Origin of the sequence: Microbacterium sp. CH1 (assembly GCF_001595495.1) — a bacterium.
In the GTDB taxonomy this organism is placed as follows: domain Bacteria; phylum Actinomycetota; class Actinomycetes; order Actinomycetales; family Microbacteriaceae; genus Microbacterium.
This window is the reverse complement of record NZ_LOSO01000011.1, coordinates 812,917-839,561: the sequence shown is the minus strand read 5'-3', so window position 1 is coordinate 839,561 and position 26,645 is coordinate 812,917. Positions and strand designations below refer to the sequence as shown.

General features: G+C 71.4%; 24 protein-coding genes. 15 read left to right on the top strand and 9 right to left on the bottom strand.

Going from position 1 to position 26,645, the window contains the following annotated elements; translation table 11 throughout:
- Window positions 1-26: 26 nt before the first annotated feature.
- From atpD to AUV07_RS07430, 6 genes are all read left to right on the top strand, one after another.
- Window positions 27-1,481 carry a F0F1 ATP synthase subunit beta gene (atpD, locus tag AUV07_RS07455; RefSeq protein ID WP_025103152.1) on the top strand — a complete coding sequence of 485 codons (1,455 nt, stop codon included), beginning with the start codon at window positions 27-29 and terminating at the stop codon, window positions 1,479-1,481.
- A 2-nt stretch (window positions 1,482-1,483) separates the two neighbouring features.
- The gene (locus tag AUV07_RS07450; RefSeq protein ID WP_025103153.1) at window positions 1,484-1,744 is read left to right on the top strand and encodes a F0F1 ATP synthase subunit epsilon; all 261 of its coding nucleotides are present in this window, start codon (window positions 1,484-1,486) and stop codon (window positions 1,742-1,744) included.
- A gap of 75 nt (window positions 1,745-1,819) precedes the next feature.
- Window positions 1,820-2,566, top strand: a complete 747-nt coding sequence (locus tag AUV07_RS07445) for a YaaA family protein (RefSeq protein ID WP_062634987.1) — start codon at window positions 1,820-1,822, stop codon at window positions 2,564-2,566.
- 139 nt (window positions 2,567-2,705) lie between these two features.
- On the top strand, window positions 2,706-3,515 hold the full coding sequence (locus tag AUV07_RS07440) for a hypothetical protein (protein ID WP_062634985.1): 810 nt from the start codon (window positions 2,706-2,708) through the stop codon (window positions 3,513-3,515).
- A gap of 243 nt (window positions 3,516-3,758) precedes the next feature.
- Window positions 3,759-4,556 carry a PP2C family protein-serine/threonine phosphatase gene (locus AUV07_RS07435; RefSeq protein ID WP_062634983.1) on the top strand — a complete coding sequence of 266 codons (798 nt, stop codon included), beginning with the start codon at window positions 3,759-3,761 and terminating at the stop codon, window positions 4,554-4,556.
- A 57-nt stretch (window positions 4,557-4,613) separates the two neighbouring features.
- Window positions 4,614-7,388: an FtsK/SpoIIIE domain-containing protein gene (locus tag AUV07_RS07430; RefSeq protein ID WP_062634981.1), complete on the top strand. Its 2,775-nt coding sequence runs from the start codon at window positions 4,614-4,616 to the stop codon at window positions 7,386-7,388.
- 43 nt (window positions 7,389-7,431) lie between these two features.
- Here the strand turns inward: AUV07_RS07430 and AUV07_RS07425 are convergent, their stop codons facing one another.
- Window positions 7,432-8,427 (bottom strand): asparaginase, encoded by a 996-nt coding sequence (locus tag AUV07_RS07425; protein WP_062634979.1) that lies wholly within the window; start codon window positions 8,425-8,427, stop codon window positions 7,432-7,434.
- Window positions 8,428-8,508: 81 nt separating this feature from the next.
- Between AUV07_RS07425 and AUV07_RS07420 the strand changes: the two genes are divergently transcribed.
- Window positions 8,509-9,006, top strand: coding sequence for an OsmC family protein (locus AUV07_RS07420; protein ID WP_062634977.1), 498 nt, complete (start codon window positions 8,509-8,511; stop codon window positions 9,004-9,006).
- A 9-nt stretch (window positions 9,007-9,015) separates the two neighbouring features.
- On the opposite strand, the gene AUV07_RS07415 is transcribed toward AUV07_RS07420, so the two are convergent.
- Window positions 9,016-9,795: a lysophospholipid acyltransferase family protein gene (locus AUV07_RS07415; protein WP_062634975.1), complete on the bottom strand. Its 780-nt coding sequence runs from the start codon at window positions 9,793-9,795 to the stop codon at window positions 9,016-9,018.
- A 124-nt stretch (window positions 9,796-9,919) separates the two neighbouring features.
- On the opposite strand from AUV07_RS07415, the gene AUV07_RS07410 reads away from it, so the two are divergent.
- On the top strand, window positions 9,920-10,882 hold the full coding sequence (locus tag AUV07_RS07410; RefSeq protein ID WP_062634973.1) for an FKBP-type peptidyl-prolyl cis-trans isomerase: 963 nt from the start codon (window positions 9,920-9,922) through the stop codon (window positions 10,880-10,882).
- A 31-nt stretch (window positions 10,883-10,913) separates the two neighbouring features.
- Window positions 10,914-11,996, top strand: coding sequence for a 1-deoxy-D-xylulose-5-phosphate reductoisomerase (dxr, locus tag AUV07_RS07405; RefSeq protein ID WP_062634971.1), 1,083 nt, complete (start codon window positions 10,914-10,916; stop codon window positions 11,994-11,996).
- 12 nt (window positions 11,997-12,008) lie between these two features.
- On the opposite strand, the gene AUV07_RS07400 is transcribed toward dxr, so the two are convergent.
- From AUV07_RS07400 to AUV07_RS07390, 3 genes are all read right to left on the bottom strand, one after another.
- Window positions 12,009-13,625: a Mur ligase family protein gene (locus AUV07_RS07400; RefSeq protein WP_062635243.1), complete on the bottom strand. Its 1,617-nt coding sequence runs from the start codon at window positions 13,623-13,625 to the stop codon at window positions 12,009-12,011.
- A gap of 91 nt (window positions 13,626-13,716) precedes the next feature.
- Window positions 13,717-14,391, bottom strand: coding sequence for a YcnI family copper-binding membrane protein (locus AUV07_RS07395; RefSeq protein ID WP_025103163.1), 675 nt, complete (start codon window positions 14,389-14,391; stop codon window positions 13,717-13,719).
- A gap of 91 nt (window positions 14,392-14,482) precedes the next feature.
- Window positions 14,483-15,067, bottom strand: a complete 585-nt coding sequence (locus AUV07_RS07390; RefSeq protein WP_062634969.1) for a hypothetical protein — start codon at window positions 15,065-15,067, stop codon at window positions 14,483-14,485.
- Between the two features lie 66 nt (window positions 15,068-15,133).
- Here AUV07_RS07390 and AUV07_RS07385 point away from each other — a divergent pair, with 66 nt between their 5' ends.
- Window positions 15,134-16,447 carry a M50 family metallopeptidase gene (locus AUV07_RS07385; RefSeq protein WP_157523943.1) on the top strand — a complete coding sequence of 438 codons (1,314 nt, stop codon included), beginning with the start codon at window positions 15,134-15,136 and terminating at the stop codon, window positions 16,445-16,447.
- A 15-nt stretch (window positions 16,448-16,462) separates the two neighbouring features.
- Here AUV07_RS07385 and AUV07_RS07380 read toward each other — a convergent pair whose 3' ends face one another.
- Window positions 16,463-18,346 carry a chorismate-binding protein gene (locus tag AUV07_RS07380; RefSeq protein ID WP_062634967.1) on the bottom strand — a complete coding sequence of 628 codons (1,884 nt, stop codon included), beginning with the start codon at window positions 18,344-18,346 and terminating at the stop codon, window positions 16,463-16,465.
- 210 nt (window positions 18,347-18,556) lie between these two features.
- Between AUV07_RS07380 and ispG the strand changes: the two genes are divergently transcribed.
- Genes ispG through AUV07_RS07365 form a run of 3 tightly spaced genes read left to right on the top strand, consistent with a single transcriptional unit; the run spans window position 18,557 to window position 20,951 of the window.
- Window positions 18,557-19,687: a flavodoxin-dependent (E)-4-hydroxy-3-methylbut-2-enyl-diphosphate synthase gene (gene ispG, locus AUV07_RS07375; RefSeq protein WP_025103167.1), complete on the top strand. Its 1,131-nt coding sequence runs from the start codon at window positions 18,557-18,559 to the stop codon at window positions 19,685-19,687.
- 13 nt (window positions 19,688-19,700) lie between these two features.
- On the top strand, window positions 19,701-20,033 hold the full coding sequence (locus AUV07_RS07370; protein WP_062634965.1) for a nuclear transport factor 2 family protein: 333 nt from the start codon (window positions 19,701-19,703) through the stop codon (window positions 20,031-20,033).
- A gap of 51 nt (window positions 20,034-20,084) precedes the next feature.
- Window positions 20,085-20,951 carry a hypothetical protein gene (locus tag AUV07_RS07365; RefSeq protein WP_062634963.1) on the top strand — a complete coding sequence of 289 codons (867 nt, stop codon included), beginning with the start codon at window positions 20,085-20,087 and terminating at the stop codon, window positions 20,949-20,951.
- Window positions 20,952-21,153: 202 nt separating this feature from the next.
- Here the strand turns inward: AUV07_RS07365 and AUV07_RS07360 are convergent, their stop codons facing one another.
- Window positions 21,154-21,846, bottom strand: a complete 693-nt coding sequence (locus AUV07_RS07360; RefSeq protein ID WP_062634962.1) for a hypothetical protein — start codon at window positions 21,844-21,846, stop codon at window positions 21,154-21,156.
- Window positions 21,847-21,944: 98 nt separating this feature from the next.
- On the bottom strand, window positions 21,945-23,357 hold the full coding sequence (locus AUV07_RS07355) for an RNB domain-containing ribonuclease (RefSeq protein WP_062634960.1): 1,413 nt from the start codon (window positions 23,355-23,357) through the stop codon (window positions 21,945-21,947).
- Window positions 23,358-23,435: 78 nt separating this feature from the next.
- On the opposite strand from AUV07_RS07355, the gene AUV07_RS07350 reads away from it, so the two are divergent.
- Entirely contained in the window at window positions 23,436-24,206 is a 771-nt protein-coding gene (locus AUV07_RS07350) for an isocitrate lyase/PEP mutase family protein (protein ID WP_062634958.1), read from the top strand.
- A 39-nt stretch (window positions 24,207-24,245) separates the two neighbouring features.
- Window positions 24,246-26,006 (top strand): proline--tRNA ligase, encoded by a 1,761-nt coding sequence (locus AUV07_RS07345; RefSeq protein ID WP_062634956.1) that lies wholly within the window; start codon window positions 24,246-24,248, stop codon window positions 26,004-26,006.
- A gap of 18 nt (window positions 26,007-26,024) precedes the next feature.
- Here the strand turns inward: AUV07_RS07345 and AUV07_RS07340 are convergent, their stop codons facing one another.
- Entirely contained in the window at window positions 26,025-26,528 is a 504-nt protein-coding gene (locus AUV07_RS07340) for a pyridoxamine 5'-phosphate oxidase family protein (RefSeq protein WP_062634954.1), read from the bottom strand.
- Window positions 26,529-26,645: the final 117 nt, after the last annotated feature.

The following is a 26,645-nucleotide window of genomic DNA, read 5'->3' as shown; positions in this document are numbered from 1 at the left end:
CAGACCCTCAGGAAAGAGACGAAGAAATGACCACCACCGCCACGGCTGAGCAGCCGGCGACCGCGGTCGTCGGGCGCGTCGCCCGCGTCAACGGTCCGGTTGTCGACATCGAGTTCCCGCACGACTCGATCCCCGACATCTACAACGCGCTGAAGACGACGATCACGATCGGCGAGGAGTCCACCGAGATCACGCTCGAGGTCGCACAGCACCTCGGCGACGACCTGGTCCGCGCCATCGCCCTGAAGCCGACCGACGGCATCGTCCGCGGTCAGGAGGTGCGTGACACCGGTGAGGCCATCTCGGTCCCCGTCGGTGACATCACCAAGGGCAAGGTCTTCAACGTGATCGGCGAGGTCCTCAACGGCGAGCCCGGTGAGACCATCGAGGTCACGGAGCGCTGGCCCATCCACCGCAAGGCCCCGAACTTCGACCAGCTCGAGTCGAAGACCACGATGTTCGAGACGGGCATCAAGTCGATCGACCTCCTCACCCCGTACGTGCAGGGTGGGAAGATCGGTCTCTTCGGTGGTGCCGGCGTCGGCAAGACCGTCCTCATCCAGGAGATGATCCAGCGCGTCGCGCAGGACCACGGTGGCGTGTCGGTGTTCGCCGGTGTCGGTGAGCGCACCCGTGAGGGCAACGACCTCATCCACGAGATGGAGGAGGCGGGCGTCTTCGACAAGACCGCCCTCGTCTTCGGCCAGATGGACGAGCCGCCGGGGACGCGTCTGCGCGTCGCCCTGTCGGCTCTGACGATGGCGGAGTACTTCCGTGACGTGCAGAAGCAGGACGTGCTGCTCTTCATCGACAACATCTTCCGCTTCACGCAGGCCGGTTCCGAGGTCTCCACGCTGCTGGGCCGCATGCCCTCCGCCGTGGGGTACCAGCCGAACCTCGCCGACGAGATGGGCCTCCTCCAGGAGCGCATCACCTCGACGCGCGGTCACTCGATCACCTCGCTGCAGGCGATCTACGTGCCGGCCGACGACTACACCGACCCGGCTCCGGCCACGACCTTCGCGCACCTCGACGCGACGACCGAGCTCTCCCGTGAGATCGCGTCGAAGGGTCTGTACCCGGCCATCGACCCGCTGACCTCGACGTCGCGCATCATGGACCCCCGCTACTTGGGCGAGGACCACTACCGCGTGGCCACCACGGTCAAGCAGATCCTCCAGAAGAACAAGGAGCTGCAGGAGATCATCGCCATCCTCGGTGTCGACGAGCTCTCCGAGGAAGACAAGATCGTCGTGTCGCGTGCACGTCGCATCCAGCAGTTCCTCTCGCAGAACACCTACATGGCGAAGAAGTTCACGGGCGTCGAGGGTTCGACCGTGCCGCTGAAGGAGACCATCGAGTCGTTCGATGCGATCACCCGCGGTGACTTCGACCACGTCGCCGAGCAGGCCTTCTTCAACGTCGGTGGCATCTCCGACGTGGAGGAGCGCTGGGCGCAGATCCAGAAGGAGAACGCCTGACCATGGCGCTGCACGTCAGCCTCGTCTCCGCCGACGCGGAGGTCTGGACGGGAGAGGCGAGCCTCGTGGTCGCCAAGACCGTCGAGGGCGAGATCGGCTTCATGTCCGGTCACGAGCCGGTGCTGGCCATCCTCGCCGAGGGCCAGGTCCGGATCACCCAGACGGATGGCGCCAAGGTGCTGGCGAACGCGCAGGACGGATTCCTCTCCATGGAGGGCGACGTCCTGACGATCGTGGCCGGCAACGCGGCACTCATCTCCTGACAGTCCTGTACATCGCGTCCGCCTCGACACCCGCCCGGGTGCCGAGGCGGACGCGTCTCTTTTCCCCGAGGTTTCATGAAGATCCTGCTCCCGCCGTCCGAGACCAAGCGCGAGGGCGGTGACGGCAGCCCGCTGGACGTGTCGGCGCTCGCGCTTCCCGATCTCGCGCCGCAACGGAACGCCGTGATCGACGCGCTCATCGCTCTCGCGGACGACGAGGATTCGGCGCGCCGCGTGCTCAAGCTCAGCGAGCGCCAGCGAGGAGACGTCGCACACAACAGGGCTCTGCGGAGCGCACCCACGATGCCCGCGGTGGACCGCTACACCGGGGTGCTGTTCGACGCGCTCGACGCGGCGTCGCTGTCCACAGCCTCCCGCCGCTGGCTGGATGCCCATGTGTGGATCCACAGCGCCCCGTTCGGCCCCGTCGCCGCCCTGGACGGGATTCCGATGTATCGGCTCGCCGCCGGCACGGCGCTGCCCGGAGTGGCGCCGCTCCGCCGTCACTGGGCCGATCCGACGACGGCGGCGATCGCGGCCGACGCCCCCTCGTTCGTCCTCGATCTGCGCAGCGAGGCCTACGCGGCGCTCGGTCCGGTCCCGGGCGCGGTGTCGTCGGCGTACGTGCGGGTCGTCACGGAGCAGGGGAGAGCCCTGAACCACTTCAACAAGAAGAGCAAGGGAGTGCTCGTGCGGTCGCTGGCGGAGGAGCGTCCGCGGCTCGGCTCTCTCCGTGCCCTGCAGCGGTGGGCCCAGGCGCATGACGTCGTGCTCCGGGACGGAGAGGTGCCCGGCGAGGTCGAGCTGGTCGTCGCCGATTGACGGCCGCTCCGAGCCCGACGAATCGCCTCCGGCGGTCGTTGCCGCCCCCTGGGTGCACCGCTACCATGTCCAATGCGAGGCGGGGAGTCTCGTGGTGGGGGACGAAAGCCGTCTCCCCTGACCAGAGAATGTGAGCCTCATGGGTTACGACGACTATGGAGCGGGCTATCTCGGCCTGCTCTTCGCCTACTTCTTCGTCATTCTGCTGATCGCGGTCGCCGGATACGTCCTGGTGTCGCTCTTCTACATGAAGATCTTCCAGAAGGCCGGAGTCCAGGGGAACTGGCGCGCCTGGGTGCCGGTCTACAACTCCATGATCTTCTTCAAGCTCGGCGACCTGAGCCCGTGGCTCGTCCTCTACGGGATCGCGGGTGCCGCGCTGCTGAGCTGGATCGGCATCGGCTTCCTGTTCTCGCTCGCCCTCGGTGTGCTCTCGGTCATCGCCGCGTGGCGCGTGGGTCTCAAGCTCCAGAAGGACGCCGTCTGGGTCGTCCTCTACGTCTTCCTCGCCGTCGTCTGGCTCGGCATCAACGCTTTCGACAAGTCGCGCTGGAACCCGAACATCCAGCCGGCGCCGTGGGCGGGCAACGGATTCCTCGGCGACCGCACGGTCTGGGACGGCATCCCCGTCCAGCCCGCCGCGGCCGCGCCGCAGCAGGGCTACGGCGCGCCCCAGGGGTACGGCGCCCCGCAGGGCTACGGCACCCCTCCGCAGGGGTACGCGCCTCCGACGCAGCCGTACACCCCGCCCACCGCCCCGGGCTACGTACCGCCGGCCGCACCGACCGCTCCGTCGACGGGAGCGCCGATCCCTCCGGTGCCGCCCACCACTCCGCCGGCTCCGCCCGCGGCTCCGCCCACGACGCCCCCCGCGCCTCCGGCGGCTCCGCCTGCGGCGCCTCCGGCTCCGCCGACCACGCCGAACGATCCCACGCAGCCTCCTGCGTGACGACGGTGGAAGAACCCCCGGTCTCCGGACCGGGGGTTCTTCGCGTCCGTGGTGCCGGCACGCCCCGACATGCCGCTAACGTGGAGGCATGGACTCGTCGCACCGGAGGGCCGTGCACTCTCCTCCTTTCGTCGCGCGCCCCGTTCACAGAAACCCCGGTGCGGAGCAGGAGAGCGAGTTCCACTACGATGTGTGAGTATCCTGCGCCCGTCCCCTTCGCCGCAGGTCCATCGGAGGCAGTTCGTGGCTGAGACCAAGACGCACACCGTCACGGTTGCGCATCGTCCGTTGCTGCTGTCCTGGGCCGGGGTCACCGACCAGGGGCGACGCCGGGAGACGAATCAGGACGCGCTGCTCGCCGAGTACCCGTTGTTCATCGTCGCGGACGGCATGGGCGGCCACGCCGGCGGGGAGATCGCCAGCCAGAGCACCGTCACCCGGCTGCGCGCGGTGGTGGACGCGGACGAGGTCTCTCCGACCGCGATCGAGAAGGCGCTCGCTCTCGCGGTGGACGACATCGCCGGGCATCCGGACACCACCGATGAAGGCACCGGCACCACGCTCACGGGTGTGTATCTCGATGAGCGCGAGGGGGAACCGCACTGGGTGGCGCTGAACATCGGCGATTCCCGCGTGTACCTCCTCCGCGACGACCGGCTGCTGCAGGTCACGACGGATCATTCCGTCGTGCAGGAGCTCATCACGGCGGGCAAGCTCAGCCCGGAAGAGGCCGAGGGACACCCGTACAGCAACGTGATCACCCGCGCCGTCGGCGCCAGTGAGCTCACCGCGCCGGACTACGTGACCATCGACGTGCGTCCGGGAGACCGCTTCGTGATCTGCTCCGACGGACTCACGAAGGAGCTCACGGACTACGGCATCCAGCACTTCCTCCGCGCGCACGCCGATCCGGGGGAGAGCGTCGACGCGATGCTCGCCGCGGCTCTCGACAACGGCGGTCGCGACAACGTCACCGTGATCGTCCTGCAGGTCAGCGACCCCGAGGACTCCTCCTCCCCATCCGACGACTCCGCGGAGTAGCGCCCCGCAGCCTGTGGAGAGGCCGCATCGGCACCGGGGGTGGGATGCACTGGGGGCATGGACCCTTCGCCCCTGCTCCTGCCGTCCGCAGCGACACCGCTCCGCCGCCGCCCTCTTCCCCTCGTCGCCGCCGTCGTCCCCGTGGCGGCCGGCCTCGCGCTCTGGATGACGACGGGGGCCGTGCACGCGCTGTGGTTCGCGGCTCTCGGTCCCCTGATGCTGGGCGCTTCTCTCCTCGACACGGCCCGGGGGCGCCGCCGGGAACGGAAGGCCGACGCGTTCAGGGTGAGCACCGCCTGGGCCGACATCGAGGCCGAGCTGCATCGTCGCCACGCGCAGGAGCGAGCGCAGGTGGAGCGCCGTCATCCGGATGCGGCATCCTGCATCCGCGACCGACCGTTGCGGGATGCCCGACCGCCGGGCGACGACACCACGCTCGTGGTGGGACGCGGATCCCGGGCGAGCGGGGTGCGCTGCGAAGGCGGTGACGACGCCCGTGCTCACGCCTTCCGCCGCCGCTGCGCGGTGTTGGAGGATGCGCCGTGGGTCGTCGCCCTCGGCCGTGGGGTGTGTCTCCGCGGCCGCGAGCCGCTCGTGCAGGCGGCAGCTCGCGCTCTCGTGATCCAGCTCTGCCTGCGCTTCTCGCCGAGCGTGCTGTCCCTCGTCGGCAACGAGGGGTGCGACCGGGCGCTCCGAGCGCTTCCGCATGCGCAGCGGGCGCGACGCGGCGGATTCCGTCTCGCTCTCGCCACGGCTTCGGCCGGCGGGTCGGGGCCAGGTGCGGATGCCGTGATCTGGACCGTTCCGTCCGGCGCCGAGGTCCCGGAGGGCATCACGACGGTGATCGACATCGAGGAACCGGGCGCGGCCACGCTGCGGACCCCCGACGGCGAGGTCGACCTCGCCGTGGAGTTCCTGTCGTCGGCCCAGGCAGCGGCCGCGGCCGAGCTGTGCGGCGCGCGGGACGGGGCGGGGCCCGCCGACACCGCGACAGCCCTGCGAGACCTTCCGCAGCCGCCGGCGGGCCCGGGCCTCCGCGTCGCGCTGGGCACCGGGAGGGATGGCGCGCCCGTGGGAGCCGACATCGTCGAGGACGGTCCACACGCCATCGTGACGGGGATGACGGGCACGGGCAAGAGCGAGCTCCTCGTCAGCTGGGTCGTCGCGATCTGCGCGGGGCATGGCCCTGACCGGGTGAGCTTCCTCCTCGCGGACTTCAAGGGAGGAACGGCCTTCGACCGATTGCGCGGTCTGCCACAGGTGGTCGGCGTCATCACCGACCTCGATGAGACGGAGGCGCGACGCGGGGTCGCCAGCCTGGCCGCCGAGATGCGGCGTCGCGAGGCAGCCCTCGCCGCGATCGGTGCCCGGGACGTGCGCGAGACCGACCTGCCCCGTCTGGTCATCGTCGTCGATGAGTTCGCCGCCTTGCTGCAGGAGCACGCGGAGCTCGCGGCGGTGTTCACCGATGTCGCGGCGCGGGGGCGTGCGCTGGGCATGCACCTGATCCTGGGCACCCAGCGCGCCGCCGGTGTCATCCGTGACGCTCTCGCGACGAACTGCCCGCTGCGGATCAGCCTCCGCGTCGCGGAGGCCGCCGACAGTCGAGCGGTGATCGGGACCGGGGAAGCGGCGGATCTGCCCGGGGGCGCGGACGGGCGCGGTCGGGCGCTGCTCCGACGCCCCCAGGACGAGGAGCCCCACCCCGTGCGCACAGCGCTCGCGGATGACGAGCACATCCGTCGCATCGGGGAGCGATGGTCCGGCACGACTCCATCCGCACGGCCATGGCACCCATCCCTCCCCACGCACCTGCCGCTCGAGACGCTGCGGACCGGGTCGAGGGCGGGCGACCGGAGAACCGAGGAGGGGCCGCTGATCGTGCTCGGACGCGCCGACGACCCCGACCACCAGGCGCAGCCGCTGGAGGTCCTGCGTCCGGGGCACGAGCGCGGCCTCGCTGTGCTCGGCGCTCCGGGGACCGGCAGGACGACAGTGCTGCGCGTGATCGCCGCGCAGCATCCGGAATGCACGTGGTTCCCTGATGACCCCGAGAGCGCCGTCGATCAGCTCCTCGCATGGACGGAGGAGGACGGCGCTCCCTCCGATGTCGTGCTCGCCGACGATCTCGACGCTCTCCATGCGGCGCTGCCTCTCGAAGACGGTCAGGACTTCGTCCAGCGCTGGGAGCACCTCGTGCGGTCGAAGGCGGCCGTCACCTGGGTGCTGGCCGCGAGCCGGGCCGTCGGCCCCCTGGCGCGCGTGTTCGATGCGCTTCCGCGACGAGCGGTGCTCCGGATGCCCACCCGGGTCGAGCACCTCGCCGCCGGTGGCGAGCTGGCGGCCTTCCGACGAGACCGGCCGCCGGGGCGGGCGGTGCTCGAGGAGCGGGAGATGCAGTTCGCGTGTATCGACTCCGAGAGCATGCCCGTACGGCCGGTGCAGCCCCTCCGCGAGGTGGCGCCGGCCTGGGCACCGGCGGGGGAGTTGACGGCGCTGGTCACCCCGGGCGCGCCCTCGGTCGTCGAGACGCTGGCCTCGGCGCACCCGGAGTGGGACGTGCAGGCCGCGGATCCCGAGACGAGCCGGAACGGCAAGCCGCTCGTGCTCGTCGCCGATGCCGAGAGCTGGCAACGTCACTGGGCGCTGTGGCAGCGGGTGCGGTCGCACGGGGAGGTGCTCATCCGGGCGGAGCGGCCCAGCGAGCTGCGTCAGCTCGTCGGCATCCGCGCTCGCCCGCCGTACGCCCGACCCGACGCCGGACGCGCGTGGTCCGTGATCGGCGACCGCGCACCCCGGCGTGTGGTCATCGATGCTCTGGGGCGTCGATGACCACCCGACGGCGGCACACGGGTCCCGTGCCGCCGATGTGCGGTCAGATACCCGCGCCGGGCCGGACGACGCCGACGCGGGAGCCGCCACCGAGCACCGCGAGCGGCAGGGCCTCGGCCAGCGCGGCCACGTCGGCCTCGCTGAGGCCGCCGGCGCGCGCCAGCAGCGTGGCGGCCACGATCGTCGATGCCCGGGCGCCGCCGTCCAGCATCTTGAGGGCGACCGTGGTCCCGTTCGGAGCCACCATCACCATGACGCCCTCTGCGCCGCCCTTCGCGAAGACGCCGAGCCGCTCGATCGCGATCGTGTCAGGGCGCCCCGGACCATCGATGGTCCAGGGGTTCTCGCGGACGGCCTTGACGAGGGCGCCGGCCACCCGATGCAGCGCGAACGGGGAGCGCTCGGAGGCGGTGCCGACGCGGTGGATCGCGCGGGCCAGGCCCGTGAGGCTGAGGGCGTACACGGGCGCGCCACAGCCGTCGATCGCGGTGTGCGCCATCTTCTCGCCGGTGAGGCGTTCGATGACGTCGCGGATGTGGGCCTGGAGCGGGTGGGTCGGCTCGAGGTAGCCCTCGACGGGCCAGCCGGTCGCGATGCAGGCGCGGAGCATGGCGGCGTGCTTGCCCGAGCAGTTCATCCGGACCCGCGCCTCCTGGCCGTGCTCGCGCACCATCTCGTCGCGGGTCGCGGAGTCGCTCGGCCATGCCGGGGGACAGGCGAGGTCGTCCTCGTTGAGGCCGCCGGCGGTGAGCATCTCGCGAACGACCTCGGCGTGCCGGTCGGTTCCGGAATGACTGGCGGTGGACAGCGCCAACTGCTCTCCCTCGAGCACGGCGCCCGCCGTGAGGCAGGCGACCGCCTGCAGGGGCTTGAGGCTGGAGCGGGGGAGGATCAGTGCCTCCGCGTTCCCATGCCGCGCGACCACCTCGCCCTCGGGCGACAGCACGACGGCCGCACCGGCATGACGCGACTCGATGAAGCCGCTCCGCTCGACGACGGCGAGTTCGACGGAATCCTGAACGGTGAGAGTCTCCAGCACCCGACAACTCTACCGGCGGGTGCGGCGCGGCTCCGTCGAGGACAGAGCCCGGGTGTCGGCGCCGCCTGACAGACTGGGGTCATGCCAGAGCAGACGACTCCCCGGGCCCTCGGCGAGCACCGCTACGCCCTCACCTCCACCTGGACTGGCAACACCGGGTCCGGCACGAGCGGTTACCGCGACTACCGCCGTGACGTCACGATCGAGGTCGAGGGGAAGCCCGAGCTGCTCGCGTCGTCCGACAAGCCCTTCCGCGGCGATCCGTCGCGCTGGAACCCGGAGGACCTCCTGCTGGCCTCCCTCTCGGAGTGCCACCTGCTGTCCTATCTGCACGCGTGCGTGACGGCCGGCGTGGTGGTCGTGTCCTATCGCGACACCGCGAGCGGCGTGATGCGCGAGAACGGCGCCGGCGGTGGGTCCTTCGTCGAGGTGCTGCTGCGCCCGGAGGTCGTCGTCGCCGAGGCGTCGATGATCGAGGCGGCCGAGCGGGCGCACGCCCAGGCGAACGAGTGGTGCTTCATCGCCAACTCGGTCAACTTCCCCGTCCGGCACGAGGCGACCGTGACGGCCGCCGGCTGAACGGGCCGCTCAGCGGCGCTCGTGCGGGAGCGCCTGCTTGATCTTCTCGATCGTGTTCTGCGCCGGCGCCTCGTTGTAGGTGCCCGCGAGCTCCTGACCGGAGAGGGCGTGGATCGCGGCCATGATCTCGTCGGTCGCGAGTCGGCGTGCGCGGCCGCTCGTCGCCGGTCCGTGCGGAGACAGATCCAGGGGCTCCCCGAAGCGCACGGTGATCCGCTCGGACAGCGTGGGCATCTTGGCGCCGACCGGCATCACCTTGTCGGTGCCGATGAGCCCCACGGGGACGACGGGGGCGCCGGTCTGCAGGGCGAGGAACGCCACGCCCGTGCGGCCCTTGTACAGCCGGCCGTCGGTGGAGCGGGTGCCCTCGGGGTACAGCGCGACGGCGAGGCCCTCGTCGAGGAGCTGACGCTGCAGGTCGAGGGCGTCGAGAGCCGCCTGGCCGGCGCCGCGGCGGACCGGGATCGCACCGATCGCCTCGAAGAACGTCTTGGACGCCCAGCCCTTCAGGCCGGTGCCCTCGAAGTAGCTCGACTTGGCGAGGAAGTGCACGGGACGCGGGGCCGCCACCGGAATGGCGATGGAGTCGATGAACGACAGGTGGTTGCTGGCGAAGATCACCGGGCCGGTGGTGGGGACGTGCTCGCGTCCTTCGATGTGCGGCCGGTAGACGAGCCGGGCGAGCGGGGCGATGAGGCTGCGGCCCAGAGCGTAGGTGAAGCCGGCGTGCCGGGGCTTCGGGGAGTCCTCTGAGGGGGTTTCGGGGTCCACGGACTGCTCAGAGCTCATCAGAGCAGGCTACTCCCGGATCCATGCCGACGTGGGAATGAAGACTCGCGCCGCCGCTTCCCAGCGCGAGCAAAGGGCGATGAGGCAGGATGGAAGCTCCCGCCCGCGATCGTGAGGTCTTCCTGTGCGCACCCGTCCGCTGCTCGTCCTGTCCACCGTCGCTGCGGCGACCCTGCTGCTGGCGGGCTGCTCCGGCAACGGCGATCCGCAGAGCACCTCCTCCCCGGACGCCTCCGGGTCGAGCCAGTGCCTCGTGAACGCGAAGGCCGGCGACACCTCGGACGCCATCGAGGTGGACGGCGAGGGCCTCGACGCCACGATCACGGTTCCCGCCGATGCGGAGTTCGCGAACGTCGAGCGGACCGTCGTGTCCGAGGGCGAGGGAGACGACCTCGCGGCGAACGACCTCGTCTCCGTCCAGTACCAGATCGTCGATGCCGCCAGTGGCGACGTGGTGGACTCGTCGGCGCGCGGCGAGGACGGCACGCTCCCCGTGCTCCTCGACCCGAACCAGTCGTCGCTGTTCGTCGCCGCGCTGGAGTGCGAGCCGGTCGGATCCCGTGTCGTCCTCGCCATCCCCGGCAGCGCGCTCGGTGAGGGGCAGAGCAACATCGTCGTCTACGCGGAGGCCGTCGACCGACTCCCCGAGGTCGCGACGGGTGAGCCCGTCGAGCCGACCGCCGGCATGCCCGAGGTCGAGCTCGACGACGACGGCACGCCGTCCGTCACGATCCCGGACGGCGACGCGCCGACCGAGACGAAGGTCTCCGTCCTCAAGCAGGGCGACGGGGCGACGGTCGCGTCCGGCGACCTCGTGGTCGTGCAGTACCTCGGCGTGAAGTGGTCAGACGGCGAGGAGTTCGACTCCAGCTGGAGCCGCGACGCCGCCCCGGCGCAGTTCCAGACCACGGGCGTCGTCACCGGCTTCCAGAAGGCTCTCGAGGGGCAGAAGGTCGGTTCGCAGGTTCTCGTCGTCATGCCGCCGTCCGACGGCTACGGCGCGAGCGAGGGCCACGAGCTGCAGGACGAGAGCCTCGTGTTCGTCGTCGACATCCTCGCAACGACCCCGGTCCAGCCGCAGCAGTAGGACCGCGGGCGGCGTGTCCTAGGCTGGCGTCATGCGTCGCGTCATCATCCTCGGCTCCACCGGTTCCATCGGCACCCAGGCGCTGGATGTGATCCGTGCCAATCCTCGACGCTTCGAGGTCGTCGGTCTCGCCGCAGGTTCGAACGCGGCGATGGTGGCCGAGCAGGCGGCGCAGTTCCAGGTGGAGCACACCGCTCTCGGCGCGGCGGAGGCGGAGCAGCTGGTCCGCGACGTCGAAGCCGATGTGGTGCTGAACGGGATCACCGGCTCGATCGGGCTGGGCTCGACGCTGGCTGCGCTGGAGGAGGGACGGACGCTCGCCCTGGCGAACAAGGAGTCGCTGATCGTCGGCGGTGATCTCGTGCTCGCCGCGGCGGCGCCCGGTCAGATCGTCCCCGTGGACTCCGAGCACTCCGCCCTCGCGCAGGCTCTGCGCTCCGGTACGCACGACGAGATCCGTCGGCTCGTGGTCACGGCCTCGGGCGGGCCCTTCCGCGGGAAGTCGCGCGACGAGCTCACCGCCGTCACGCCGCAGGATGCGCTCGCGCACCCGACGTGGAACATGGGACGCACCGTCACCACGAACTCCGCCACGCTGGTCAACAAGGGCCTCGAGGTCATCGAGGCGCACCTGCTGTTCGACGTGCCCTACGACGACATCGACGTCGTCGTGCACCCGCAGTCGATCGTGCACTCCATGGTGGAGTTCATCGATGGGTCCACGATCGCCCAGGCCTCTCCGCCGGACATGCGGCTGCCGATCTCGCTCGGCCTCGACTGGCCGCACCGGGTGGGCGGTGTGGGCCGCCCGCTGGACTGGACCACCGCCACGTCGTGGACGTTCGAGCCGCTCGATGACGACGCCTTCCCCGCGGTGGCACTCGCGAAGGCGGTCGGGCGTGCCGGAGGCACCTTCCCCGCGGTCTACAACGCCGCCAACGAGCAGGCCGTGGACGCGTTCCATGAGGGACGCCTGCCGTTCCTCGGCATCGTCGACACCGTGCAGCGGGTCGTCGACGCGCACGACGCTCCGGACGCGCTGACCGTGGAATCGCTCGCGGCGGCGGAGGACTGGGCGCGGCGGAAGGCCGACCAGCTCATCGCCGCCGCCTGACGCGGCGCGGGGTCAGTCCTCGTCCGGGTACGGCACGGGCCAGCGCGGCTCCGGCACGGGCCATCCGGCGGCCTTCAGCGCACGCCGGGAGAGCTCGCGGGCGGAGTACGGCGTCCGCACTCCGCGGATGTCGCGGTAGTCCTGGTGGCCGGGTCCCGCCCAGAGGATCGCGTCGCCCTCGCCGACGAGTCCGACGGCGGCCACGATCGCGGCCTCCGGCGGGGAGTACTCGTGGATCTCGGCGTCGGGACGGGCGCGACGCGCGCCCTCGACGAGCGTCGCACGGATCGACGCCGGGTCCTCGAACCGCGGGTGGTGATCGGTCACGACGAGGATGTCGCTGCCCTCCACCGCGGTGCGGGCCATGTCGAAGCGCTTGCTGGCGTCGCGGTCCCCGTCGGCCCCGAAGAGCATGAGCACCTTGCCGGGGGTCACCCGCCGCACGGCCGCCAGGGTCTTCTCGAAGGCGTCGGGCGAGTGGCCGAAGTCGACGAAGACGGCCGGTCCCCGCGCGCCCGAGACGAGCTGCGTGCGACCGGGCAGGTAGGCCCGGATGCCGCCGTCGCGCTGCAGGGCCCCGACGATCCGCTCCCAGGCATAGCCGCCCTCGAGCAGCATGACGATCGCGAGCGCCGCGTTCGCGGCCATGTGCGGGCCGATCACGGGGACGGTCGTGGTGAGCGTGCCGGCCGGTCCCGTCATCGTGAACGTGGTGCCGGTCGCCCGCTCGTCGTCGATGACGACCACCCAGTCCGCTCGCGATGCCTGATCGGCGTCGGCGGCGATGGAGGGGGTCCCGACGGTGACGACGGTGATCTCGGAGCGTTCGACGACGAGGGCGCCGGAGGACGAGTCGAGGCAGACGACCCCGCGCACGGCGCGGTCGGGGCGGAAGAGCGGCAGCTTCGCCTCGAAGTACTCCTCCATGTCGGCGTAGTCGTCGAGGTGGTCGTGGCTGAGGTTGGTGAACCCCGCGACGTCGAACCGGATGCCGTCGACGCGGTGCCGGGACAGGGCCTGGGCGCTGACCTCGACCGCGACGGCCTCGACCTCGCGCTCCCGCATCAGCGCGAGGAGGGCGTGCATCTCGGAGGCCTCGGGGGTGGTGAGCCGCGAGACGATGACCTCGCCCGCGATGTGCCGCTCAGCCGTGGAGGAGAGCCCGGTGACGACGCCCATCTGCTCGAGGATGCCCTCGAGGAGGTGGGAGACGCTCGTCTTGCCGTTCGTCCCGGTGGTGGCGAACAGGAGGGGGAGCGGATCCTCCGCGCCCGTGCCGTACACCCAGGCGCTCAGCGCGCCGAGCACGCCGCGGGGGTCGTCGACGATGAGGATCGGGAGGCCGGCGTCGGCGGCGATGTCGGCACCCGCCTGGTCCGTGATCACCGCGACCGCTCCCTTCTCGGCGGCGGTCTTCGCGAAGTCCGCGCCATGGCGGTTCACGCCGCGGATGGCGACGAAGGCCTCGCCCGGGCGCAGGTCCGCCGTGGCGAGGGTGATGCCACTGAGAGTGACGCCCTCCACATCGCCCCGCACGGAGCGGGCGAACAGGGAGGCGAGTTCGGACAGCTCGCGCCGGGGCGGGTTCGCCGGGCGGAGCACGGGGGGCAGGGTCGGCTGTTGTTCCATCGACATGTCGTCTCCATGTTCTCACGGCCGCGGTGTCAGCCCGGGCGGGTCGGTCCGCCGCGCGCCGGAGCCGGGCGCGGCGGACCGGGGGTCAGGCGCGGCGGCGGAACGCGAGCACCGCGACCACCAGCGCCGCGACGCCGGCGAGCAGACCGCCGGCACCCAGCGCGATGCCCAGCGCGTCGTCGCCGTCGTCCGCCGTCGCGGGCTGCGGCGCGGCGCTCGTGCCGTGACCGTCCGCGGTGCCGTCCGTGACCGTCACGACAGGCGCGGGGGAGTCGAGGTCGTGCGGGTCCTCACCCTTCTCGGCGAGCTGCGTCCACTCGGTCGCGCCGTCCACGCACTGCTGGACCACCGGGAAGGCGAGCGTCTCGGGCGTGTCCTCATCCAGGCCCACCGACATGCTCACGGCGCCGCGCAGGTCGGTGGGCACCGGCGTGAGGGCGGTGTAGGTGACGGCGCTCACGAGACCGTCGTCGCCGCGCTCGACCTGGATGGTCCAGTCGCCGTCGAGCGTGGGGGCGACCGAGGCGAGGCCGTCCGGCATGGTGATGCGCAGGGCGGTGGTGGGCGAGGTGCCGCAGCCGTGCGAGAACGAGAAGGTCAGCACGCCGTGGTCGCCCGCGGCGAGCTCGTCGGGGCTGACGCTGACGTGTGCCCCGGCCATCGCGGGGACGGCGAGGGCGAGGGCGAGTCCGCCGACGACGCCGGTGGCTCCGAGGAGGGTGCGGCGTGGACGACGGGGACGGATGGTGGTGTTCGACATGGGGTCTCCAGATGCTCGTGTGCGGGCGCGCCGGAACAGCGCAGCCCGGAAGGATGGGCCGTCGAACGGCGACGGTCGGATCGAGGGCGGCTCAGCCGCCGACGAGCACCGGAGGACCGCGTCGCGAGACCACGGCTGTCGTCGCGACGTCGAGCGGAGGGAGGAGGGCGGAGCGCAGCGGACGCGGCGGTGCCGGAGGCGTGGAGGCGGGCGTCGCCGTGCGTCGGAGGGCGGCCTGGAACCAGCGGGCGATCGTGCGCAGCACGCTCTCGCCATGCCACAGCAGCACCGTCGTCAGCAGGGCGGCGACGAGGTGCGCCGACAGCATCAGCGCTCCTGGCCCTGCGGTCGGTGACAGCGGGCCGAGTGCGCTCAGGTCGAGGTGGTGGGAGTGAACGCCGAGTCCCGGCGCCTCCTCGGCGGTGGGCGCCCCCAGGAGCTGGAAGAGCAGGTGGAACGCGCCCTGCGCCAGGATCACGGCCACCGCGACTCGGGCGCGCGAGGACCGACGGCCGACCACGGCGGCGGAGAGCGGCACGAAGAGCGTCGCGACGGCGGCGATGAGCAGCGGGTGCGGGGCGGCCCCGCCGGCGAGCGTGTGGGAGACGGCAGCGAGGAGCGTGGCGATCGCGGACACGGCGGCGGCGCGGAGGAAGCGCAGCTGCCGGGACGTCATCGTGCCAGCCTAGCGACGCTGCGCGAGCCGGGCGGATTCCTAGGCGGCGGGCAGTAGCGTGGGCTCGTGGTATTCCTGCTCTATCTGGGCGGCATCGTGTTCATGCTGATCGGCCTCGGCCTCTCGATCGGTCTGCACGAGGTCGGCCACCTCGTCCCCGCGAAGCTCTTCGGCGTGCGTGTCGGCCAGTACATGATCGGCTTCGGGCCGCGCGTGTGGTCGAAGCGGATCGGCGAGACGGAGTACGGCTTCAAGCTCCTGCCCCTGGGCGGCTTCATCTCCATGTCGGGGATGTATCCGTCGTCGAAGGACAGCGGGCCCGCCTCCGGGGCGTTCCGCACGCTCATCCAGGACGCGCGTTCGGCCAACGACGAGACGATCGCGGAGGGCGCCGAGGACCGGGTCTTCTACAAGCTGCCGGTGTGGAAGCGCGTGATCGTGATGCTCGGCGGACCGCTCATGAATCTCGTGCTGGCCGTGGTGATCTTCACCGTTCTCGTCAGCGGGATCGGCGTGCAGCAGGGCACCACGACGGTCGCGGCGGTGAACGAGTGCGTGGTCCCTGCGTCGTCGACGGCGACCGAGTGCGGGGCCGACGATCCGGAGTCCCCGGCCGCTGCGGCCGATGTGCAGCCGGGCGACGTCCTCGTGTCGATCGACGGGAAGCCGGTGTCGACCTTCGCGGAGGCCACCGCCATCGTCCAGGCCTCGCCGGGCGAGCCCCTCGCCCTCGTCGTGCGCCGGGACGGCACCGAGCGGACGCTGACCCTCACGCCCATCGCGGCGGAGCGCACCATCACGGACGCGAGCGGGCAGCCGGTGCTCGACGACGACGGCGATCCCGTCGTGAAGGAGGTCGGCTACGCGGGGATGATCGCGCAGATGGGCTACGTGCAGCAGCCGCTGACCGCCGGACCCCAGCTGGCGGCGGACACCGTCGCCCGGGTCGGCTCGCTGATCGTCACGCTCCCGGTGCGCCTGTGGGACGTCGGGGTCTCGCTCGTGACGGGAGGGGAACGCGATCCGAACGGGCCGCTGAGCGTCGTCGGCGTCGGGCGTCTCGCGGGCGAGGTGGCCGCGACGGACGCTCCGGTGCTCAACCGCTTCGCCGTGCTGCTCGGCCTTCTCGGCTCGCTCAACGTCGCGCTCTTCGTCTTCAACCTCATCCCGCTGCTGCCGCTCGACGGCGGGCACATCGTCGTCGCGCTGTGGGAGGGGATCAAGCGGGCGTGGGCCAAGCTGTTCCGGCGGCCGCCTCCGGCCCCGGTCGACGCCACCAAGCTCGTGCCGCTGACCGTCGTCGTCGCGACGCTGCTGATCGCGATGGGCGCGCTCCTGCTCGTGGCCGACCTGTTCAACCCGGTCAAGCTCCTGGGCTGAGCGGCCGGAACGCGCTCAGCGCAGGGCGTGCGCCGCCAGGCGCTCCAGCGTGCGGATGCCGTCGCGGGACAGGATCGATTCGAGGTGGCCCTGCACCGATGCGAAGCCTTCGCCGCGGAGCGCGTAGACGTCTCCGGTCACCGGATCCGCGGAGACCTCGGCCGCGCCCACCGTGGTTACTCCGGGGTCGACCCGTGCCGTGAAGGTGTTGTAGAACCCGATCGAGGCGTCCTCGCCGAATACGGGCACGGCCTTCTGCAGCCCCTGGTGCGGAGCGTCGAGGGGCGTCAGCGCGATCCCCATCCGGTCCGCCAGGATCTGGTGGCTCAGGCAGACCGCGAGCAGCGGCGAATGCGCCTGCAGGCGGGCCGCCACGACCTCGCGCATCCGGGCGATGCGCGGGCTCGTGTCGTCTCGGGGGTCGCCGGGGCCGGGGCCCGCGACGACGAGATCGGCCGTCTCGACCGCCTCGTCGTCCACCTCGTCCCAGGACGCGATGGTCACGTCGAGCCCGAGGTGCCGCAGCTGATGCGCGAGCATCGTCGTGAAGCGGTCCTCGGCGTCGACGACGAGGGCGGAGTGGCCGGAGAACGGACCGGTGAAGTCCTCGCCCTGCGGGTTCAGCCAGAACTCGGCGAGGCGGGCGTTGCGCGAGGAGAGGAGCGCGGCGACGTCCGGGTCGTCGGCGAGACGCCGCGGCTCACCGGGGGCGTCGGCGTCGCTGCGGGCCTCGGCCACGCGGTCCCGATCGATCGCGCCGATGGCGCCGAGCACGCCCGCGGCCTTGCCGTGGGTCTCGGACACCTCGCCGTGCGGGTCCGAGTGGCGGACGAGGGTCGCGCCGACGGGCACGCTCAGCTCGCCGTCGCGCAGGTACACGGTGCGGATGAGGATGGGCGCGTCGAGGTCGTGCCCGCCGTCGGCGTTGGGCGTGAAGAGCGCCGCGACGCCCGAGTAGTAGCCCCGGGGCTTGCGCTCGTGCCGCCGGATCACGGCGCAGGCGTTCTGCATGGGGGAGCCGGTGACGGTCGGGGCGAACATCGTCTCGCGGAGGATGTCCCGCGGGTCCAGCCCGCTCCGTCCGCGCAGCATGTACTCGGTGTGCGTCAGCCGCGACATCTCCTTGAGATGCGGGCCCGTGATGCGTCCGCCGTCGGCGCAGACGGCGCTCATCATCTTGAGCTCCTCGTCCACGACCATGAACAGCTCCTCGGTCTCCTTGGTCGACGCCAGGAAGTCGGTGAGCGTCTCCTTCGTCGCGCCGCCGGCCGGATGCCGGAAGGTGCCCGAGATGGGGTTCATGGTGACGACGCCGCCGCGGGCCACGACGTGCGCCTCGGGGCTCGCCCCGACCGCGATGTGCCCGGGGGTGACGACCGCGAACGTCCAGTAGGCGCCGCGCTCGTGGGCGAGCAGAGCCCGGAACCAGGTGAGCGCCGCCTGGCGCTCATCGGCGTCGACGGTCGCGGTGAAATCGCGGCGGATGACGAAGTTCGCACCCTCGCCGCGGCCGATCTCGTCCGCGATCACTGTCTCGACGATCCGCGCGTACTCCTCGTCCGCGATGTCGAAGCCCTCATCGCGGAGCGGGATCGGGGTGGTCGGAAGCGCGTCGAGCACAGCAGCGGTCGGCAGGTCGAGGTGCTCCGCGACGACGAGGCAGCGCAACGGGGCGCCGTCGTCCTGGGCCACGAAGCCGCGCTCGCGGACCTGTCGATACGGGACGAGCGCGAACACCTCCCGCGGCTCTCCCTCGACCGTCAGGGGGATGTCGGCGAGCAGGTCGACGTCGGTCACTTCTCCGGTGAGCAGCTCGACGGTGTCCGCGCCGTCCCGGGCGATCAGCACGAAGGACGCGGTGGGGTCGGCGCTGAGCTCGTCGAGGCGAGAGAGGGTCATCGATGTCTCCTGTGCGAGGGCTCCGGCTCGGCGCAACGAAAAGACCGCCCCGGAGGCGGTCTGGATTCGAGGGAACGCGAACACACCGCCTAGGAGGCGGGCCACCAGGTGATGTGCGCGATCATGGGGCGAAACTACCACACCCGCCGCATCCAGCCCTTCCGCATCCGGGCGGCGTAGGCTGGGATCGTGCCAGCAGTGAATCTTGGGATGCCGAAGGTCCCCGAAGTCCTCGCCCCGCGTCGCAAGTCCCGTCAGATCAAGGTGGGCAAGGTGCTCGTCGGCGGCGATGCGCCCGTCAGCGTGCAGTCCATGACGACGACGAAGACCACCGACATCAACGGGACGCTGCAGCAGATCGCGGAGCTCACCGCCTCCGGCTGCGAGATCGTCCGCGTCGCCGTGCCCTCGCAGGACGACGCCGACGTGCTGCACATCATCGCGAAGAAGAGCCAGATCCCGGTCATCGCCGACATCCACTTCCAGCCGAAGTACGTCTTCCAGGCGATCGACGCCGGCTGTGCGGCCGTGCGCGTGAACCCGGGCAACATCCGCAAGTTCGACGATCAGGTCGGCGAGATCGCGAAGGCCGCCAAGGACGCGGGCGTCTCGCTCCGCATCGGCGTGAACGCAGGCTCGCTCGACCGTCGCCTGCTCGAGAAGTACGGCAAGGCCACGCCGGAGGCCCTCGTCGAGAGCGCGGTCTGGGAGGCGTCGCTGTTCGAGGAGCACGACTTCCACGACTTCAAGATCTCGGTCAAGCACAACGACCCGGTCGTCATGGTCAAGGCCTACCGTCAGCTCGCCGAGCGGGGCGACTGGCCGCTGCACCTCGGCGTGACCGAGGCGGGACCGGCCTTCCAGGGCACGATCAAGAGCGCGACCGCCTTCGGCATCCTGCTGGGGGAGGGTATCGGCGACACCATCCGCGTCTCGCTGTCCGCGCCGCCGGCCGAGGAGGTCAAGGTCGGTCACCAGATCCTCCAGTCCCTCAACCTCCGGGAGCGCAAGCTCGAGATCGTCTCGTGCCCCTCGTGCGGTCGGGCTCAGGTCGACGTCTACACGCTCGCGGAAGACGTCACCGAGGGGCTCAAGGAGATGACGGTGCCGCTGCGCGTCGCCGTCATGGGCTGCGTCGTGAACGGCCCGGGTGAGGCACGCGAGGCCGACCTCGGTGTCGCCTCCGGCAACGGCAAGGGACAGATCTTCGTCAAGGGCGAGGTCATCAAGACGGTCCCGGAGGCCGACATCGTCGCCACCCTCATCGAGGAGGCGAACCGCATCGCCGCCGAGATGGGACCGGACGCTCCGCTCGGCACCGCCCAGGTCGTCACCGCCTGATCCGAGGAGTGCCGTGTCCGACATCCTCCTGCCCGCGCCGGTCCAGGCCATGATCGACGCGATCAACGCCGGGGACACCGACGCCTTCGTCGCCGCGTTCACCGCGGACGGCTTCGTGAGCGACTGGGACACCGTGAAAGCCGGTGCCGACGGCGTGCGCGGCTGGGCGGACAGTGATGCGATCGGCGCCGGGGCGCGGATGACCGTGCTCTCGGCCGCCACGGACGGCGACACGACGCGCATCCGGTTCGCGTGGAGCAGTCGCGTCTTCAACGGCGAGTCCGAGGGGATCTTCGTCATCGACGGCGACCGGCTCGCCAGCTTCACGATCCCGCCGTCCCACTGACACCCCGTGCCTGATCGGCACCACCGTTCCGCCGTCTCTCCGAGGAGCCCCATGACCACGCCCACGATCGTCACCTTCCCGGACGGCAGCCTCCGCGGAGACGCCGTCGTGACCCGTGTGGCCGACGATGCCGACGGGACGGTGGTCGTCGTGGACGCCACGCCGTTCCACCCCGTCGATCACACCTGGCCCGATCAGCCCGGCGATACCGGCGACATCTCCGGCGAGGACGGAGCCGTCCCCGTGACCGAGGCGCTCATGGCGGCCGTCTCGGATGACGGCGCGTTCGCGGTGGGCAGCGCGATCCCCGTCAAGCGCGGGACCGAGGGGTGGACCTGGCTGGTGGGCCACCGGCTCGATGGTGCCGCACCCGCCTGGCTCGCGGAGGGGACGCGCGTGGCGCTCTCGGTCGACGAGGCTCACCGTGCCGGCCTCAGCCGCGGTCACACCGCGTGCCACCTCGCCTCCCTCGCCCTGGATCTCGCGGTCGCCGACCTCTGGCGCAAGGACCCGGGGGAGGATGCGCTGGGAAACCCGGACTTCGAGGGACGGGCGAACCAGTCCAGCCGCATCCGCGAGGACGGCGCCGTCGATGAGTACCGCCTCGGCAAGAGCCTGCGCCGCGCGGGATTCGACACCGAGACGTTCGCGGCCACGCTGGCGGACCGCGAGCAGCGCATCAACGCACAGCTCGCCGCATGGGTCGCCTCCGCTGCCGCGAGCCGCATCGAGGTGGACGGACCGACCATCGTCGACCGGCGACGCTGGCACTGCGACCTCCCCGAGGGCGAGGCCGTGATCCTCTGCGGCGGCACCCACGTCCGTTCCCTCGCGGAATTCGCCGCCATCGCGGTGACTCTGGATCTGTCCGACCCGCAGCTCCTCGTGATGACGACGACCGCGACTCCCGCCTCCTGAGCCCTCGCCCGCCTCAGGCATTCGCGCGAGGACAGGCGTCAGCGGCTGGTGTCGCCTGCTGTCGCGTGCTTGCCTGTTCTCGCGCCACGCCAGGCGAGAGACGCGCGATTATGCCCTCGCCCGCCTCGGGCATTCGCGCGAGGACAGGCGCCAGCGGCCGGTGTCGCCTGCTGTCGCGTGCCTGCCTGTTCTCGCGATGAGGTCAGCGCACGAACCCCGCCTGCACCCGACCACCCGCGAGTTCCAGTTCCTCGCCGACCCGCGCCGCGAACCCCGGGATGTCTCCGGCGAGCAGCGGAGCGCTGAGCTGCTCCGCGCGCTCGGGACTCCACGCGCGCAGACGTCGGGGGAGCCACTTCCCGGAGCCGATCCACTGCCCGTTGGCCAGCAGCATCAGCTCGGCCATGCGCTCGAACAGCAGGCCGGCCACGACCTGCTGCTCGAGCGGGTCCGTGGCGTCCTGGAGGTCGTCGAGCAGATCGGTGATCACGTACCGCCGGAATCGTGTCTCGCGGTCTTCCACTGTGGGGCCCGCGGCGAGCACGGCGCCCCACCGGGCCCGCAGGTCGTCGAGCCCGGGCCCGGAGCGCACCGGCACGCCCTCCATGAGCATGTGCACGATGACGGGTCGGTACTGCGCAAGGCCGCGGTTCGCCCATGTCTCGAACCCTTCCGCCGTGTAGGCGAAGACCTCGAAGATCTCGCCCTCGAACTCGAAGGTGGCGGCCTCGCTCGCCCGGGCGTCGTCGGCGAAGAGATCATCGTCGATGAGCAGGAGGTCGATGTCGCTCGAGCGCGTGCGCTGGCCGCGGGCCGTGCTCCCGGCGACGATCGCGATGCGTGCGCGCGGATACCGCGCGGCGATGAAGCGCCCGACCCGCTCGACCTGATCCATCTCGACAGGGTAGCCGGCGGGGACGCAGGCGAACGCGGGAGCGCAGGCTCTGGTGCCGGTAAGCGCCTGATCCGGCGTCCTCGCCTGTTCCGGCGGAGTCAGACGGCGAGCTCGATCTCGCCCGTCGCGATGTCCACGCGCGAGACGCGCAAGCGCACCACGTCCCCGGGCCTGGCGAAGCCCACCGGCGCGGTCGTCGTCACCGCAGGCTCCGCGATCTGAACGGCGGCCCGCTCGCCCCGGAGCTCGATGACCGTCGCCTCGACCGTCTGTCCCACCAGAGGTGTGAGCAGGGCGGCCTCGACCCGGTTCACGGTGTCCGCGTCCAGCTGCGACGCCCGTCGGCCCGAGTCCTGCATGAGCGCGGGGAGGTCGCCGAGGGAGGAGCGCACCCACTCCGGCACCGGCTGCCCGGTCGACACCGCGAGACAGATCGCGAGGGCCCACCTGTCGACGAGCCGGCGCAGAGGCGCCGTCGCGTGCGCGTAGGGGGCTCCGATCGCGGCCTGCACGGCGTCCGCGGGCGGCTCGCCGTCGAACACCACGTACCCCGCACCGCGGAACAGCGAGGCTGCGGCCTCCAGCACGGGGAGCGCCATCGGGTCGGTGCGGTCGAGACCACGGAGGTACTCACCGTAGGTCCCGTCGGTCCACGCGCGTCCCAAGGCCTCCGTCTGGTGACGGAAGGCCGCGAACGCCGCCTCGTCCGGCTCCGGCATCGTGCGGAGGATGCCCACGCCTGCGTCGATCATGAGCGTCGCGGCCGCCATCCCGGTCATGAGCGACAGCTGCGCGTTCCACTCCTCCACGGGCAGGGGGCTGCGGCGCTCGATCGCATAGGAGCCGTCCTCGGTGCGCACGACCTCCTCGTCCGGGACGTTGAGGCTGGCTCCACCGCGCCCACGCTCCTGTTCGAGACGGAGGGCACCGATCTCCGGCAGCAGGGCCGCGTGGCCGCCGTCGCCCCGGTCCAGCGCCTCCTGGGTGGAGGCGTAGTCGAGCTGCGCGCGCGACCGGATGAGGGCGCGCTCCAGCCGGAAGTCGGTCACGGTGCCCGCGGCATCCAGCGCGAACGTCCACACGAGTGCGGGACGGTCGACATCGGGGAGCAGGGAGACGCGGTCCTCGCTCAGCACCGGCGGATGCAGCGGGATCGTGCCGTCCGCGGCGTATAGGGTCTGTCCCCGTCGGCGGGCCTCCGCGTCCACGGCACCACCGGGGGTGACGAAACCCGGCACGTCCGCGATGGCGTACCGCACCCGATAGCCGTCGCCGTCGCGTTCGAGGTGGAAGGCCTGGTCGAGGTCACGGGCGCCCGCCGGGTCGAGGGTCGCGAACGGGATGTCCGTGAGGTCGAGCTCCGGGGTCGTCGCCGAGGCCGCTTCCGCCTCGGCGAGCACGTCGGCGGGAAACGCGGTCGGCGTGTCCAGGGCCTCCCGCAGCGCGGAGAGCGCCGCGGCGAGCTCGGTCTGGGCGGCGGACGGGGCGACATGCGAGCGGCGCTGGGGCATGCCGCCAGCCTAGGTCGAGCACCGGGACGATCCGCCGCAGCCGGCCCGCGTGCCCGCATCGGCCGCTAGCGTGGGGACATGACCACTGCTGCCAAGGCCCAGACCCTCGTCGGACTCTATGACGCCCCGGAGATCCTCCGCGTGGTGAACGTGTGGGATGTCGTCTCCGCACGCGCCGTCGCCGCGCTGCCGGAGACGAAGGCGATCGCCACCGCCGGTCACGGCATCGCCGCGTCGTTCGGCTACGACGACGGGGACACCCCGCGCGACGTCATGATCGACATGGTCGGACGGATCGCGGCGGCCGTGTCCGTTCCCGTCACCGCCGACCTGGACGACGGGTACGGCGACGCGGGGGAGACCACCCGCCTCGCGATCGCGGCCGGCGTCGTCGGCGCGAACGTCGAGGACCGCCTCAAGCCGCTCGACGAATCGGTCGCCGTCGTCGAGGCCATCGTGAAGGCCGCGGAGGCGGAGGGCGTACCGTTCGCCCTCAACGCCCGGACCGACGCGTTCGTGCGCGCCGGATCGCGCCCCGTGGAGCAGAGCATCGCGGATGCCATCCAGCGCGGTCGCGCCTTCCTCGATGCGGGCGCCACCGCGGTCTTCGTCCCCGGCGTCCTCGACGCGAACGTCACCCGTCAGCTCGTCGAGGGGATCGGTGAGCGCAAGGTCAGCGTGATCGGCATCCCCGGCGCGCTCGCCGCCTCCGAGTACGAGAAGCTCGGCGTGGCCCGCATCTCCTACGGTCCGCTGCCGCAGCGCGTGGCGCTCACGGCTCTGCAGGAGCTCGCGGAGACCCTCTACGGCGGCGGTGTCGTGCCGCAGGGACTCCCGGCCCTCAACTGAGCGACGAGGCGGGTGACCGCGGCTCACTACACTTGAGCCGTGGTCACTCGTCTTTCGAACTTCTTCCTCCGTACGCTCCGCGAAGATCCTGCCGGTGCCGAGGTCGCCAGTCACAAGCTGCTGATCCGCGCCGGGTACATCCGACCGCAGGCGGCGGGCATCTTCGCGTGGCTGCCCCTCGGCCTGCGCGTCAAGGCGAAGATCGAGACCGTCATCCGCGAGGAGATGGCCGCCGCGGGTGCGCAGGAGGTGCACTTCCCCGCACTGATGCCGCGCGAGGCGTACGAGGCCACCGGGCGCTGGGACGAGTACGGAGATCTGCTGTTCCGCCTCCAGGACCGCAAGGGCGGGGACTACCTGCTGGCGCCGACGCACGAGGAGGCGTTCACGCTGCTCGTGAAGGATCTGTACTCGTCGTACAAGGACCTGCCGCTCACGATCTTCCAGATCCAGGACAAGTACCGCGACGAGGCCCGGCCGCGCGCGGGTCTCCTCCGCGGCCGTGAGTTCACGATGAAGGACGCCTATTCGTTCGACGCCTCCGACGAGGGGCTGGACGCGAGCTACCAGGCGCAGCGGGACGCATACGAGCGCATCTTCCAGCGGCTGGGCCTCGAGTACGCCATCGTGCAGGCCGACGCCGGGGCCATGGGCGGTTCGCGGAGCGAGGAGTTCCTGCACCCGACCCCCGTGGGCGAGGACACGTTCGTCCGCAGTGCCGGCGGCTACGCGGCCAACGTCGAGGCCTTCAGCACACCCGTCCCGGCTCCGGTCCCGTTCGATGCCGATGGCGCGCCCGTGGTCTTCGACTCGCCGGACACGCCGACCATCGAGACGCTCGTGGCGCACTGCAACCGCGAGCTCGACGGCGAGTACACCGCGGCCGACACGCTCAAGAACGTGGTCCTCGCCCTGAAGCACCTCGACGGCACCCGTGAGCTCGTGATCGTCGGCATCCCCGGCGACCGCGAGGTGGACGAGAAGCGCGCCGAGGTCGCGTTCGCGCCGGCCGAGGTCGAGACCGCTACCGCCGAGGACTTCGAGAACAACCCCCTCCTGGTGAAGGGCTACATCGGTCCGTGGTCGCCCACGGGCGCCGTGCTGGGCGAGGAGTCCGCGACCGGCATCCGCTACCTCGTCGACCCCCGCGTGAGCGAGGGCACGAGCTGGATCACCGGCGCGAACATCGACCAGAAGCACGCGCACTCCGTCGTCGCCGGACGCGACTTCGAGGCGGACGGCATCGTGGAGATCGCGAACGTGCGCGCCGGCGACCCGGCGCCCGACGGCTCCGGTCCGGTCGAGCTCGCCCGCGGCATGGAGATCGGTCACGTCTTCCAGCTCGGGCGGAAGTACGCGGAGGCGCTCGGCCTCAAGGTCCTCAACGAGAACGGCAAGCTCGTCACGGTCACGATGGGGTCGTACGGCATCGGCGTCACGCGGATCCTGGCGATCATCGCCGAGCTCAACAACGACGACAAGGGCCTCATCTGGCCGGCCTCGGTCGCCCCGTTCGACGTGCAGGTCGTCGCCGCCGGGCGCGACCAGGTCGCCTTCGACGTCGCGGAGGACCTCTCCGCGCAGCTCGAAGCCGCAGGGCTCGACGTGCTCTACGACGACCGTCCGAAGGTGTCGCCCGGGGTCAAGTTCGGTGATGCAGAGCTCGTCGGCGTCCCGAAGATCGTGATCGTCGGCCGGGGCGCCGCCGACGGCCAGGTGGAGTTCTGGGACCGTCGCACGGGCGAGCGCGAGGCGGTCTCGGTCGCCGAGGCCGTGGAGCGGCTCTCCGCCACGCGCTGACCCGGCGCTCCCGGTCGCTCAGCAGGTGACGCGGCCGTGGTTCATGATGTCGTCGTCCGGGGTGTCTCGGGTCACCAACGCCTTGAGCGCCCCGGCGGCCATCGCCACCTTGCCCTTCGCCGGTTCCCAGAATTCGGCGACGACCGGGGTGACCGCGAGCAGGGCGATGCCGGGGGTGTCCAGCCCGTCCTCGAACCAGATGTCGAGGGAGGGGGAGTAGAGCTCCTCCATCTTCGCGCGGTCGTGGACGACCTCTGCGGTGCCGGCGACGGACACGTAGCGCATGCCCTTCGCGTCGCAGTAGGCCAGCCCGACATCATGGTGACGGCGCGCCTCCTCGACCTTCTCCGTGTCTTCCGCCGTGAAGAACCAGATGGCGCCGGCGTCGTCCATCTGCCTGGTCGACATCGGCCGGCTGACGAGGTTCCCGTCCGGGTCGGTGGTGGTGAGCATGGTGAAGTCGATGTCCTCCACGAGCTCCTTGATGCGGGCGAGGGCCTCGGGTCCGGTGATCTCTGTCATGTCGCCATCGTGGCGCCACCGCCGACCGCGGGCACGGGCGTTGACACCGCGTCCCGCCCATGCTGCGGAGCGCGGGGGCGCGGATCCTCGGCGTTGCGTCCCGCCGGCGGGAGGCCG